Origin of the sequence: Paenibacillus polymyxa (genome assembly GCF_018614975.1) — a bacterium.
Classification (GTDB): domain Bacteria; phylum Bacillota; class Bacilli; order Paenibacillales; family Paenibacillaceae; genus Paenibacillus; species Paenibacillus polymyxa_E.
In genome coordinates this window covers 52,240-65,861 of sequence record NZ_JAGGNR010000020.1, presented here as the reverse complement: position 1 = coordinate 65,861, position 13,622 = coordinate 52,240, and the positions used below count along the sequence as shown (strand labels likewise).

The 13,622-nt window shown below is 44.1% G+C and carries 8 protein-coding genes; 6 read left to right on the top strand and 2 right to left on the bottom strand.

Annotation, left to right across the window (positions count from 1 at the left end):
• Nucleotides 1-193 precede the first annotated feature (193 nt).
• The 3 genes from J7E78_RS18195 to J7E78_RS18185 all read left to right on the top strand — a co-directional run bounded on the left by J7E78_RS18195 (nucleotide 194) and on the right by J7E78_RS18185 (nucleotide 3,583).
• A complete protein-coding gene (locus J7E78_RS18195; protein ID WP_215077603.1) occupies nucleotides 194-661 on the top strand; it encodes an S-layer homology domain-containing protein in 468 nt (155 codons plus the stop codon).
• A gap of 334 nt (nucleotides 662-995) precedes the next feature.
• On the top strand, nucleotides 996-1,709 hold the full coding sequence (bglS, locus tag J7E78_RS18190; RefSeq protein WP_017688359.1) for a beta-glucanase: 714 nt from the start codon (nucleotides 996-998) through the stop codon (nucleotides 1,707-1,709).
• A gap of 185 nt (nucleotides 1,710-1,894) precedes the next feature.
• Nucleotides 1,895-3,583 (top strand): extracellular solute-binding protein, encoded by a 1,689-nt coding sequence (locus J7E78_RS18185; RefSeq protein ID WP_251035128.1) that lies wholly within the window; start codon nucleotides 1,895-1,897, stop codon nucleotides 3,581-3,583.
• A 156-nt stretch (nucleotides 3,584-3,739) separates the two neighbouring features.
• Here J7E78_RS18185 and J7E78_RS18180 read toward each other — a convergent pair whose 3' ends face one another.
• Nucleotides 3,740-5,380: a response regulator gene (locus tag J7E78_RS18180; RefSeq protein ID WP_215077602.1), complete on the bottom strand. Its 1,641-nt coding sequence runs from the start codon at nucleotides 5,378-5,380 to the stop codon at nucleotides 3,740-3,742.
• Between the two features lie 11 nt (nucleotides 5,381-5,391).
• Nucleotides 5,392-7,101 carry a sensor histidine kinase gene (locus J7E78_RS18175; RefSeq protein ID WP_215077601.1) on the bottom strand — a complete coding sequence of 570 codons (1,710 nt, stop codon included), beginning with the start codon at nucleotides 7,099-7,101 and terminating at the stop codon, nucleotides 5,392-5,394.
• A gap of 146 nt (nucleotides 7,102-7,247) precedes the next feature.
• Here J7E78_RS18175 and J7E78_RS18170 point away from each other — a divergent pair, with 146 nt between their 5' ends.
• From J7E78_RS18170 to J7E78_RS18160, 3 genes are read left to right on the top strand one after another with little or no spacing between them, the layout of a single operon-like run.
• Entirely contained in the window at nucleotides 7,248-8,198 is a 951-nt protein-coding gene (locus tag J7E78_RS18170) for an ABC transporter permease (protein ID WP_017688355.1), read from the top strand.
• Nucleotides 8,199-8,213: 15 nt separating this feature from the next.
• Nucleotides 8,214-9,092 (top strand): carbohydrate ABC transporter permease, encoded by an 879-nt coding sequence (locus J7E78_RS18165; RefSeq protein ID WP_076210648.1) that lies wholly within the window; start codon nucleotides 8,214-8,216, stop codon nucleotides 9,090-9,092.
• Nucleotides 9,093-9,135: 43 nt separating this feature from the next.
• Entirely contained in the window at nucleotides 9,136-13,593 is a 4,458-nt protein-coding gene (locus J7E78_RS18160) for a carbohydrate binding domain-containing protein (protein ID WP_215077600.1), read from the top strand.
• The last annotated feature ends 29 nt before the right edge of the window (nucleotides 13,594-13,622 follow it).

Here is a 13,622-nt window from a genome sequence, read left to right as displayed (position 1 = left end):
GAGCAATTGCCCGTCGAATGGCGAATAGTGATGCTACAGGATCATTTTTTGAGCTCGGTTTTTCACCAACATGAATTTACATAATTAGGATATTCAACAGGCGTGATTTTGTTAATAACTTTGTCCTTGGGAGTTTCTTTTTGTCCTCTATTCTATAGAAGGCAACTACAACCTATAGAGGAGGAATTCAACCATGAATTCTACAACCCGCAAAATTGCTACATTTCTAACCATAACTGCATTAGGTACAGCAGTGTTCCCGTTAACTGCGAATCAAGTACATGCAGCTACATTCGTTACTACCATTGCGGCAACAACCGCACAGCTTACCCAACAACAGATTGAAGCTGCTGTCAAGGATCTGAACAGCTTGGGGATCATGAACGGATACGCAGATCAATCTATGGGTGAATATCGAGCAATTACCCGTGCGGAGTTAACTTCATTGGTTTTCAAAACGTTTAATTTGGAGAGCAAGACGGGAGAAATCGTAGAACTAACAGATGTCAATCCCAATGCATGGTATGCGCTATATGCGTCAAAGCTTGTTGAACTCGGCATCATGCAAACGAAAACCCGTGGCGAAGCAGCAGTATTGTCCAAACCGCACACCAAGCTATTCCTTCGGAGCAAGCTCAAATCCAGAGCGTTAGATCACTGAATGCCATTACGTTAATTGTAACTTTTGACAAACCGCTGATAGCGGCGGATGAGGTTTTTGCCAAGGCACAAACGGACTTTGCGTTTAGTGGTGGGCTGACGTTAACCGATAAGGGTTTTCATGGAGCGCCTCTTCCTTCTATGCTGAAGGGCAGGCGCTTCATTAAATCAGTCTTACGGTACGAGAACGAGGATCTTAAAAATTGAATATCTCTGCTTTAAAGTTTGCTATAGTGTACCACTATACTTCCAGATAAAATGGAAATACCAACCATGTAAGCGTTATCTATTATTATACTGCTTCTACATGTTGGAATCATTCATGGAGGTGTATGATGAAGAGGAAGTCTTGGTATACTTTGGCGGTAACTGGTGTCATCTCTTTGTTTTTTTCAGTAAGCGCTTTCGCGGGTTATGTTTTCTGGGAACCTCTAACCTATTTTAACGCAAGTACGTGGCAAAAAGCGGATGGGTATTCCAATGGGAACATGTTTAACTGTACGTGGAGGGCTAACAATGTTAATTTTACAAGTGACGGCAAGCTTAAGCTTGGTTTGACCAGCTCTGCACAGAACAAGTTTGATTGCGGAGAGTACCGTTCCACGAATACGTATGGGTACGGCTTGTATGAAGTCAGTATGAAACCTGCCAAGAACACAGGTGTAGTTTCCTCATTTTTCACATACACAGGGCCCGCACATGGCACCCAATGGGATGAGATTGATATCGAATTTTTAGGAAAAGACACAACCAAAGTGCAGTTCAATTATTATACCAATGGTGTTGGTAATCATGAGAAGATTATCAATTTAGGTTTTGATGCATCCCAGGGCTTCCATACGTATGCATTCGATTGGCAGCCGGGACATATCAAATGGTATGTTGATGGTGTATTGAAGCACACGGCAACCAGCAATATTCCTAAAACACCTGGGAAAATCATGATGAACCTCTGGAATGGAACAGGAGTAGATAGCTGGCTCGGTCCTTATAACGGGGCCAATCCGCTCTATGCAGAGTACGATTGGGTCAAATATACGAGTAATTAAGTAGAATGAAGCAGCCGTTAGCGGCTGCTTTTTCCTATATTCTGGCATTGTATTTATTCAATATCTGTATTCAATATCCAATATCCTAAATTAATGCAATAAATGTTGCAATATTAGTATGGGCATAAATACCAATCATTCATTATGATTAACCTGTAAGCAACATTACATAGACTGGGGGAACGATGTTGGACACAAGTAAAAAGAGACGAGTAGGCAGCTTGGTCATGATCGGTGTATTGGCCCTATCTGCAGCCTTGAGTGGCTGCAGCAGTGGAAGTGACAAGAAAGCAGAATCGAGTACACCAGCGACAACGTTGGAGCTCAAAAATGGGAAGTATGATCCACCAGTGTCCATTACGTATTTGCGACCTTGGGGTCCAGACGTGAAGTTTAAGCCGGGCGAGGATCAGGATAACAACGTCCATACAAAATGGGCCAAGGAGAAACTCGGGATTGAATTGAAAAACCAGTGGATATCTCCTTCCACCAATAATGCATTCGAGACAAAGCTGCGTCTATCGCTTGCTTCCAATGCGGACATGCCAGACATTATTTCGTATCGCGGCGAGTTCAATCTGGTGCGTGAACTAATTGAGTCCGGAAAATTTGTCGATGCGGGGGAATTGTTTGACAAATATGCCAGCGACACATGGAAAGCAGCAGTAAACGAAGATCCTTCCGTATGGTATCCATACATGCAAGATGGCAAAAAGATCGGTATTCCGATTCTGGACTATTCCTATAATGGTGATCCTGTCATGTGGATACGCGAAGACTGGATGAAGAAATTCAATCTGGAAGCACCTAAAACGATAGATGATCTTGAAGTCATTATGGAAACGTTTACGAATCAAGATCCGGATGGCAATGGGAAGCAGGACACCTATGGACTGACCATTGGCTTCAAGAACTGGCTGAACACATGGATGTCAGAAGCTGGATGGGTATTTGGCGCTTATGGTACAATGCCAAACCAATGGAATCTGACGGCAGATGGAAAACTTGAATACGGTTCCGTTACACCTGGTGCGAAGCAGGCTTTGGCCAAATTACAGAGCTGGATGAGCAAAGGGTATATCCCGGAAGAAGCCGGCGTGTATGACGAGACAAAAGCTGCGGAAGAATTTACTGCTGGAAAAGCAGGTATTGTGGTAGGTCCTCACTGGATGCCATCCTGGCCGCTGGAGGATGTGAAGAAAAACAATCCTGAGGCTGAATACAAAGCCTATCCGATTCCTTCCGGTCCAAACGGTCAAGCAGGAAGACATGGTACGTCGAACGGAAACGGCGTAGTTCTGATTAACAAAGACATGAAAAATCCGGAAGCCTTTTTCACCTATCAGAACTATCTCTTTGATCACTATGCAAATCCTAAAGAAGGCGATGAGTTCGAACATGGATTTGCCGAAGGGTACGATTGGGTAATGGTCGATGGGAAACCATCAACTGATGCAAGTCTTACGGGTGGTTATGCTCCCGAGAAGTACACCTTAACGTTTGATGGAGCGCGTATTCCCAATCTAAGCATGACAACACTTGCCAAGCTGGCAAGCGGTGAAGAAGCAACTACACCGTTTGAGAAGAAAATCAAATCAGGTGTACCAGTACCTATGCTTGATGCAGCCAAAATTGTTTTGGATCAAAAGGACATCGTGTTCAATCAAATGTTTACTGGTGCACCTTCAATGACAATGCAGATGAACAATGATATTTTGACGAAGATGGAGAAAGATACCTTCTCCCAAATTGTATATGGCAAAACCTCTGTGGATGCATTCGACTCATTTGTTGAGAAATGGAAATCTTCAGGCGGAGATCAGATTACGAAAGAAGTTAACGAGTGGTATGAGTCCGTGAAAAGCGGAAAATAGGATGACGCATGGCTGGCTGAATTGATACATCGCGGCCACATAAGCACCAAAAAGGCATTGCAGGAGAAGATCTCCGGCAATGCCTTTTTGTATTCGAGATGAAGAAGGAGAAACCGGAGAGATTACTAGAACGTCAAGTCTGGCCTGAGTACTCTCTTAAACAGGTAGATTTTCCCGATATTCCTGCGGTGTAAGATCATAAAATTTCTTGAAAACTCGAATAAAATATGCGGTATTGTTGTAACCGACAAGTTCTGCAATCTCAAACACTTTGGCGGTTGATGTTCGCAAATGATAGGCTGCTTTCTCCATTCTTAATCGGTACACATAGGCAGTAAGTGCTTCACCCGTCTCCGCCTTGTATACCTTGGACAAGTACACTGGGTGCAGATGCACATGGTCGGCAATTGCAGGCAGCGATACATCTCCAGCCAGATGAAGGTCGACGAAACTTTTGACACTGCGCACAATGGTGCTGTGATTGTCTCTAAGCTCTTGTTCAGCATCATCTCGTATGTAATGAAGTGTACGTATGGACCAGTCCTGCAATTGCTGTGCAGTGGAGTAACTGGGAGCTTGAAAGTAACGATAGGACTCTGCTGGAATCAAAGAAGAGATTTGTTTGCCATTTTTATGAATGATGTACGCAAACGCACCCGCAATAGCAAAATAAACCTCGAAGGTTGACTCCGCAATATCATGATGTTCATTGGAATGCAGCAGTTCCTCAAAAATGTGCTCGATTTTCTGTTCGACATCCTCAAAGCGACCAGCTTCGAGCAAGCTAATCAACGTTGGTGGCTGGTATAGCGACCTGATCGTATGTAGGGGACTAACATCCGTTTCATCGGAAGCGGTGACAAACAAACCTTGGACCTGACCCATCCGTTTACGCATGGACATAACCGTTCGCTCATAGAGTTCTCCAATTTCGTGGGGGAACTTGCCCCAACTGGAGACGGAAATGGAGATTGCACCTTTCAAATATAACTGAACATTGGTTTGAATCTGGGCAGCATACTGCTCAAGCAATGTCTGAGGCGTCTCGCTCCTGCCATAACTCATCGTTGTGGAATGTTTCATGCTTACCAGAACAACAATGTAATCATGAACGTCTCGTGTGTGCCAGATATGAAAATGATTATGCATCACTTCACTTATGATATTACATATCGCATATTCCATTAGGGCCAGGTCGCCGTGTGCCATATCGGATAGATGTTTCTCCATACGGATAATCAGCATACCGAGATCCTCTCCTACAGAGTAGGGAAGTTCCAGCAGATCAAGCTTGTCTGCCAGTGTCTTCTGATCATAGACTTTTCCAGTCAGCAACTCATGCAGCATCGTGGATTGAAGCAATGGCAGATGATCCTGAAAGGCGTGTAAGGCTCTTTGATGAGATGCTGCGGTTTCCCACTTTTCTTTAATTCGATCAACAAGACGTTGCACGGATTCGATCAGATCTTCATCGCTAACAGGTTTCAGCAAGTAATCGAAGCTTTCCTGCGCAATGGCCTGTTTGGCATATTCAAAGTCGGCGTGACCGGATAACAGAATCGTCTGCACATGAGGCCACTTTTCATGAATTGCTGTAATAAGTGCAATGCCTGACATTTCGGGCATACGTATATCCGTAATTACAATGTCAATGTCGTGGTTGTCCATAATTTCCAGCGCTACTGCACCGGATAAGGCTTCATGAACTGTACCGATCCCGCAGCTTTCCCACGGAATGGTCTCTGCCAGCGTTTCCACGACGGAACGTTCATCGTCCACTAGTAATATTTGCAGCATGGGTCTTTCACCTACTTGTCTGTATTGTCGTGCCATGTGATGTTAACTTTAATCCCACCCATTGAAGAATGGTCATAGAATAGTCCAGATCCTTCACCGTACAGAAAAGACAAACGCTGATGGACATTCCATGTACCACATCCCATATTCTCATCCAGCGGTTTAAGAAGATTATCTCTCAGATGATCAAGCTGTTTCTCAGACATGCCAAGCCCGCTGTCCTCCACGATAATCGTGTACACATCATCCTCGCAGTCCGCATAGATTTTAATCTCACCATCTACCGATTTGGGCTCCAGACCATGAATAATAGCGTTCTCAATAATAGGCTGGAGGGTTAGTCTGGGAACTGTTTTATCTAAAATATCATGGGGCACGTCGATTGTAAAATGCATTCGTTCCAGACGAAGTGACTGGATTTCCAAATAATTTTTGACCATCGTCAGCTCTTCACGAAGCGTAGCTTGATCCTTTTCGGACCTGGTTATGTATCGGTAATACTCTCCCAGATTCAGTGCCATGGCTACCACGGCCTTTTCATTTTTCATTCGGGCCATGTTCTTGATATAGAACAGGCAGTTATATAGAAAATGCGGATTAATCTGGGACTGCAACTGTTTGAGCGTGGCTTCCCGACTTCGTAATTTCTCCTCATATACATTCTCGATTAATTCCTGAATTCGTTGAGCCATGATGTTGAAACGTGCAAATAACAGGCTGAACTCATTGCGTGCAGAATGATGAAGACGAACGGAAAAGTCCCCGGTGGACAAGCGATTCGTCCCTTTCACCAACTGTAAGAGTGGAAGCTGCACACTTCGGTAGAGTGTATATAATACAACAACGCTCATCACGATCAGAACAGCAATTGAAGCGTAAAAGAGATTCCGGCTGCTCGTAATCGGTTTCAAAATTTGCTGCATAGGCACATAGTCAACATAATACCAGCCGAGGCTCTTGGATTGAATATAAGAGACGTAATATTCCGTTTTGTTCAACGTTGTACTGAATCCACCGCTGGTCTGCAGTTTTGCTTCTTTCAGGGAAGGCAGGATTGCGTTCAAGGTTTCTTTTCCAGAGCTATTACTGATTAATCCATAATCGGGATGGAACATGAACGGGTCACCTTTATTATTTAACTTGTTTTGATTAAGAAGAGCAGTTAAGTGGTGAACTGGGAAACTGATTTTGGTAATCAATCTGGCTTTTCCTGGTCTCGCCATCGCTGTCGTTGGATCGGTAGTGTACCAGATAAACTGATTGTCGGCATAGGTCCAGGACTGCGAGAGAGGCTCCTTAAATTCATCATCCCTGTACGGAATGTAAGCATAATAATCCGTTGATATCACTTTTTGCATCCGCGGGAAGTATAGTGTGATGGTCGAATGCCATTTGCTTGCTGCGTTGTACAGATTCATCTTTTCCAGAATGGCGCTTCCAACTTTCACACGTTCATAGGGAATGTCCTTGTAGTCGGGACGTTGATATTCCTGAATACTCGAATCTTGCCCAATAGACATCCCATACAATGATAGTTGGTAAATGTTGGATTCTACTGAATCAGCAAATGTCGACAGATGATTCATCGTATTGTTCTGAATCTCGTGTTCGATAACACGCACGCTTTCCCGGTTCGAGTATGTATAGAGAAACAGCACCAGAATAAGCAGCATCACAAACAACAATGTAATTTTGGTAAAGACATTCATGCGTGTAAACAAAGTCCAACCTCCTTAATCTCATTAAAATATTGATATCGTTGTTGCAATATTAGGATATAGATCACAAATTTCCATTGCTATAATTTTAATATACAAGTTCACGATGACTTGTAAAATACAAAATTTAGAACATGGGGGATGCAGGAGTGAAGGAACATACGTTAGAAACGCCGCATAAACGGCGCTCCACCAGGGTTAAACAGCGCTGGAATATGCAACGGAACTGGACTTTGCATATGATGCTCATTCCAGCTGTATTGCTGGCACTGGTGTTTCAGTACATACCGATGGGCGGCATTGTAATTGCTTTTCAGGATTTCAAGCCATACTTGGGATTTTCTGAATCCAAATGGGTGGGTTGGGACAATTTCCGATATTTATTTTTATATCCGGACGTAGGTCAGGTGATCTGGAATACGCTGGTCATTGCATTTTTCAAAATCATCGCAGGTCTGTTCGCTCCATTCCTGTTTGCCATTTTGCTCAATGAAGTGCGCTTGACGGCATTCAAGAGAGTAAGTCAAACGCTTGTGTATCTACCGCATTTCCTATCATGGGTTATTCTCGGTGGTATTCTGCTCGATATCCTGTCTCCTCAGGGCGGCATGGTCAACCAGCTTGTCGTAGCCTTTGGAGGAGAACCAATCTTCTTCCTGGGAGACGGTACATGGTTCCGAATAACACTGATCCTCAGTGATGTGTGGAAAGAATTTGGTTTTGGTACGATCGTATTTCTGGCTTCTCTCTCAGGAATTAATCCTGCACTCTACGAGGCTGCCGAGGTGGATGGGGCCAACCGGTTTAAACAGACACTGCACATTACGATTCCGGCATTAATGCCGATTACAATCGTACTGATGACACTCTCTATCGGCAATATCCTGAACGCTGGTTTTGATCAGGTGTTCAACTTGTACAATCCACTTGTGTATGACAAAGGCGACATCATTGACACGTTTGTATATCGACTCGGGATTTTGAACGGGAAGATGAGCTTCGCCACAGCAGTGGGGTTATTCAAATCAGTGGTAGCTACCATTTTGATTGTTATATCGTACAGAATGGCTTACAAACTAGCTAATTATCGAGTTTTCTAGAGAGGAGAAAAGGGCTTGTATTATAAAACAAAAGGATACCGCATATTCAGCATCGCTAACTATACTTTTCTTGGAATATTATCGATACTCTGCATTTTACCAATTATTCATATATTGGCTGTTTCATTCAGCAGTATGGCGCCAGCATCATCAAACCTGGTTACCTTCTGGCCCATCGGGTTCACAACCGACGCATATGTGAAAACATTCGGGAATTCAAACTTCATTAACTCCTTGATCGTATCACTTAAACGGACTGTAATTGCGACAATCATTGGTATGGTCATCATGCTCATAACCGCATTTCCGTTGTCGAAGGAAGATATCAGTTTTAAAGGTCGCTCGTTGTATACATGGTTTTTCGTATTTACTATTTTGTTCAGCGGCGGTTTGATTCCAAGTTACATTCTGATCCAGAAGCTTGGCCTGATGAATACAATCTGGGCACTTATTCTGCCCGGAGCACTGTCCGTGTGGAACGTTATTCTCATGATGAACTTCTTCCGCGGTCTGCCCAAAGAACTTGAAGAAGCAGCCTATTTGGATGGAGCAGGTCATATCAAAACATTGATTCTGGTCTACGTACCACTGTCTCTTCCAGCTATCGCAACCTTGTCCTTGTTTACGATGGTGTATCAGTGGAACTCCTGGTTCGATGGCATGATCTATATGTCTGATATTAAAAATTATCCGCTTGCTTCTCTATTACAGACCATTATTGTTCAGCAAGATCTCAGCAAAATCAACGTCGATCCTTCCATGTTGGAGAATATCTCGCAGCGAACCGTACGCGCAGCACAGATCTTTATCGGCGCGCTTCCGATCCTGATGGTATACCCGTTTTTACAACGTTTCTTCGTTAAGGGGATCGTTATTGGAGCAGTCAAGGAATAGGCTATGCAAATGCAAGGATAACTGAGCTGAGGGAGGAAGAAGAATGAGAAAAGGACTGGCATGTATGGTGGCATGGAGTTTAATGGCTTCTCTCGTATATCCAGCAACCGCTGGAGCAAAAAGTGTACAGGGTCAAGCGGAGGTGGGAAATGTGCAGGCGAAAAGCCTGCACTTCTCTGTTCCTTATAAAGACCTGACCGGGCATTGGTCACAATCTGCAGTTACACGGTTGCAAGACTTGAATCTATTGAGAGGGTACACGGATGGAACATTTAAGCCCAGTCAGGTCATTAGCCGAGCTGAATTCGTGATGATTCTGGATCGGACCTTTGGTTTCACCGGTAATGCGGCGACTGGCTCATATGCGGATGTGACTTCAGACGATTGGTACTATGACGTAATGGTACGAGCGAATGGTTCTGGCATCATCGAAGGGACAGACCGTGAACATCTGTCACCGCAACAACCGATTACCCGCCAAGATGCAGCGGTTATGGTAGATCGAGCTTTTCAACTTTCAGCGACTTCAAATGAAGATAGTGAAGGATTGAAATTTGAGGATGCAGATGATATTTCCAGCTACGCAAAGAAAGCGCTTACCTATTTAGTAGACGAAAATATTCTTAAAGGTTTCCAAGGCAAATTAAATCCTAAATCCCCGATTACACGAGCAGAGACGGCAGCAATGTTGTCGGCGATGATTGCCGATGTGAAAAGTACTCCTGGTACATATGAGTCCCGGGTGGATGGCAACTTGATTATTAAATCAACGGATGTCACACTGAAAAATATGATTGTCAACGGAAATCTGCTGCTGGCAGAAGGCATTGGCGAGGGATCTGTTGTTCTTCAGGGCGTAACTGTTACAGGAAGTGTCATCATTAAAGGCGGCGGCAGTCATTCCATCGATATTAGCAACTCCAAGCTGAATCGAGTAGTCGTTGACAAACGAGGGGAACCCGTCAGAGTTGCCATCACGGAAGAAAGTAATATTCAGGAGATCGTTGTCATGGAACAATCCATTCTGGATATCTCCTCCAATAGTCTGATTGATACCATGAATATTCTCGCAGGGGCGAACCAGACCCGAGTGGATACCAAAGGTACGATCCAAAAATTAAGTGTTGATGCGAATGATGTTGTTATTAATGGAGAGAAAGTGAAACAAGGTCTGCGTACATCCATGGTAGGGGAAGTTCAGCAACCTGCTTCGTCACAACCTGGGGGGTCAACGAGTGTGGCAAACACTCCAACCCAATCTTCTCCAGGAGGGCAAACACCATCCAACCCATCGACACCAAGCAATCCTGCGGGTGAAAAACCGGTTCCAGCTACAACAATTCCGCATGATCAATGGGAACTGGTCTGGAATGATGAGTTTAACGGGCCTGCGATTGATGCTTCCAAATGGACCGTGCAGGATACAGGACTCGTTTATAACAATGAAATGCAATATTACAGTCCGGATAACACTCGCATTACAAAAGATCAGAATCGAAGCGTGTTGCAGATTGAAGCAAAAAAGGGTCTGAAAAATGGTAAAGATTACAGCTCTGGCAAACTGATCTCTATGGAAAAAGGCGATTGGACCTACGGTAAAGTAGTTGTACGTGCGAAGCTTCCAATTGAAAAAGGCATGTGGCCTGCCATATGGATGATGCCAACCGATGAAGCACATTATGGTGGATGGCCTGCCTCTGGAGAAATCGATATTATGGAGCTAATTGGTGGCAAAGAGAGTAATAACAAGGTATATAGCACATTGCATTATGACAGTGTGAAGCCTGACGGCTCCCATGGACACGATCAGGGAAGCCTTACTCTTCCGAAGGGAGAAACTTTCGCCGACGATTATCACGATTTCCAGGTGGAATGGTTGCCGGGCATGATTCGCTTCTATGTGGATGGAAAGCTGCATCATGAAGTGACCAACTGGCAAACGAAGGCTGCGGGCCAACCCGAGTATTATACGTTCCCTGCACCATTTGATCGTCCATTCTATCTGATTCTGAATCTGGCAGTTGGAGGAGACTGGCCGGGCTCACCTGAAAGCAGCTTCACTTCCGAAAAGATGAATGTTGATTTTGTGCGAGTATATTCTTACAAAAATCTAGACACATGGCCTGATGTAATAACAAATCCCATCGAGCATGCACAACAGCGTGAACCACAAGCCGATGGCAATCAAATCTACAATGATCGTTTTTCGGAAGGGGCTGCAGAAAATGGAGTTCCTCTTCAGTGGAAATTCATTACAAATGCTGATGGAGCTGGCAGTGTCAAAGTTGTAACGGATGAGCAAAAAGGGAAAGCAGCACAAGTTACCATTGATGCATCGGGTACTGAAAACTATTCGGTTCAACTCACTCAGATGCCGATGTACATCAAGAAAAACAAAAAGTACAAGATACAATTTGATGCCAAAGCATCTGCTAACCGTACAATCATGTCCAAACTGAACCAATTTGAAAAAAGCTGGACGAATTATTCGGGTGATAACACCTTTGCACTCACGACAGATTGGCAATCCTATGACTATACCTTCAATATGCGGGATGGCACGGATAACAATGCCAGATTCGAATTTAATCTGGGGCTGGATAATACAACCGTTTGGCTGGCCAATGTCAGACTGATTGAGGTGGGAGAGGCTGATCCGTTAACTGTCGAACGAAACGCGCTACCTGATGGCAACTTTATTTACAATGGTACATTCGATCAAGGCAAGGAGCGTCTGGGTTTTTGGTCAAGCAGCATTCAGGACAGTGCGGCAGCCAATATTAGTGTTAATAACTTTTCGAAATTCCCGATTATGGAGCGTCAGCTAGTTGTTGATGTTACTCAAACGAATGGTGACCCACAACAAGTTTCGGTGAACCAACCGGTTTTGAAGCTGGAAGCGAATACAACGTATGGTTTCTCCTTAGATGCCAAGGCAGACACACCGCGAAGCATCGACATTGATGTTGTCAGCAGTAATGGGCATACAGTACAGGTTCATCAAGGACAAAACCTCTCCTTGAATCAAGAAATGAAAACATTCACCGGAGAAATCATCATTGGAGATGGAGCATCAATCGCACAATCCGAGCTAAGACTGTTATTTGGCAGTTCTAAAGGTAAGGTATATGTGGACAATGTTCGTCTGACGAAACGCGGAAAACCTCTGTCAGTGAATGGCTACGCACATGTTCCTGCAACCGAAGCCTGGATGATGCAGGGCTTACAACTGGAGGACTCCGTAGAAGGAGGAAAACATGTCAGTTACATGGATCAGGGAGATCTGCTGCAATATAAAATCGATGTAGCTCACGACGGAGTATATGTTCTGTCTGCCCGAATGGCCAGTGGAAAAAGTGATTCAAAAGTTCAGTTCAGCATTCAGGATGAACAAGGTACAACCGTTGCACAATCAGACCTGAGTCTTGGAGACACGGGTGGATGGCAAGCATATAAAACGGTGTATTTCCCAGGGGTCAACTTGATAGCAGGCAAACCCTATTATGTGAATTTTGAAGGAGCAGATTATAATACACGTTGGGTGGATATTTCACAAAATAAAATTCAGAACAGTGAGCTAACAGCTGATCTGAATCATTGGGAGCTAATTCCTAATGATCTGACAGCCTCACATGACGAGGGCGCAGGATTAACGATTAATTTGCCTGGTACAAGTGAACATTGGTGGGATGCTTTGTTACAACAAGGTCAGATTAAACTTGATGCAAACAAAACGTACCGACTTACCTTCGAGGCATCTGCTTCAAGTCCTAAATCCATGCAAGCGGTTCTTTCTCAGAATGCAGGGGATTTTGTGAAGTATTTTGAAGAAGAAGTGGTATTAACCGCGGATCAAAAGTCGTATAATTACGCAATCACCATGGGGGATACCTCCGATTCGGAAGCTATGCTTGCATTTGGATTAGGATATCCGCTATCTACAGGTGAACACTCGATTCACATCAATAACGTCCAATTATATGAAGTGAATCCGAATGCAGATCAAGGAGGGCAGCCTGCTCATGTTAATCTTATTCCTAACGGAGACTTCTCCAAAGGTAAGGAAGGTTGGTTTACCCATGCGGACGGTAATGCAGCGGACCTTGAGATGCAAGTTAGCAATCAACAGCTTCAAGCCAAGATTGGTCATGCAGGGCAGCATCCATGGGATCGTCAAGTCATCAATGAAGGATTTGGCATACAGCAAGGTTTTAAATATAAATTAACGTTTAAAGCCAAAGCGGAGACGTCCAGGAAATTGGGTTTGGGGATTGGATGGGTTGATGCCGCTGCCAACTATGAATGGCATGGTTTCTTTGGGGCACGAGTTGATTTGACTCCAGAAGAACAAGAGTTCACGTTTACATTTGATGCAACAGAAGACAGCTATGCGAATACTCGAATTTCATTTGATCTGGGTAACATTGATGGTGCGCAAGATGGCAACACAACCGTCTCATTATCCGAGGTCAGCTTGATTAATCTGGGTCCTGCTAACTAGCTTCTGAATTCTCTATATGCTTGCCTAAT

Bases quoted from the DNA above. Each gene is read 5' to 3' on its own strand.
- J7E78_RS18195 (WP_215077603.1), top strand. From the start codon at position 194: ATGAATTCTACAACCCGCAAAATTGCTACATTTCTAACCATAACTGCA.
- bglS (WP_017688359.1), top strand. From the start codon at position 996: ATGAAGAGGAAGTCTTGGTATACTTTGGCGGTAACTGGTGTCATCTCT.
- J7E78_RS18185 (WP_251035128.1), top strand. From the start codon at position 1,895: ATGTTGGACACAAGTAAAAAGAGACGAGTAGGCAGCTTGGTCATGATC.
- J7E78_RS18180 (WP_215077602.1), bottom strand. From the start codon at position 5,380: ATGCTGCAAATATTACTAGTGGACGATGAACGTTCCGTCGTGGAAACG.
- J7E78_RS18160 (WP_215077600.1), top strand. From the start codon at position 9,136: ATGAGAAAAGGACTGGCATGTATGGTGGCATGGAGTTTAATGGCTTCT.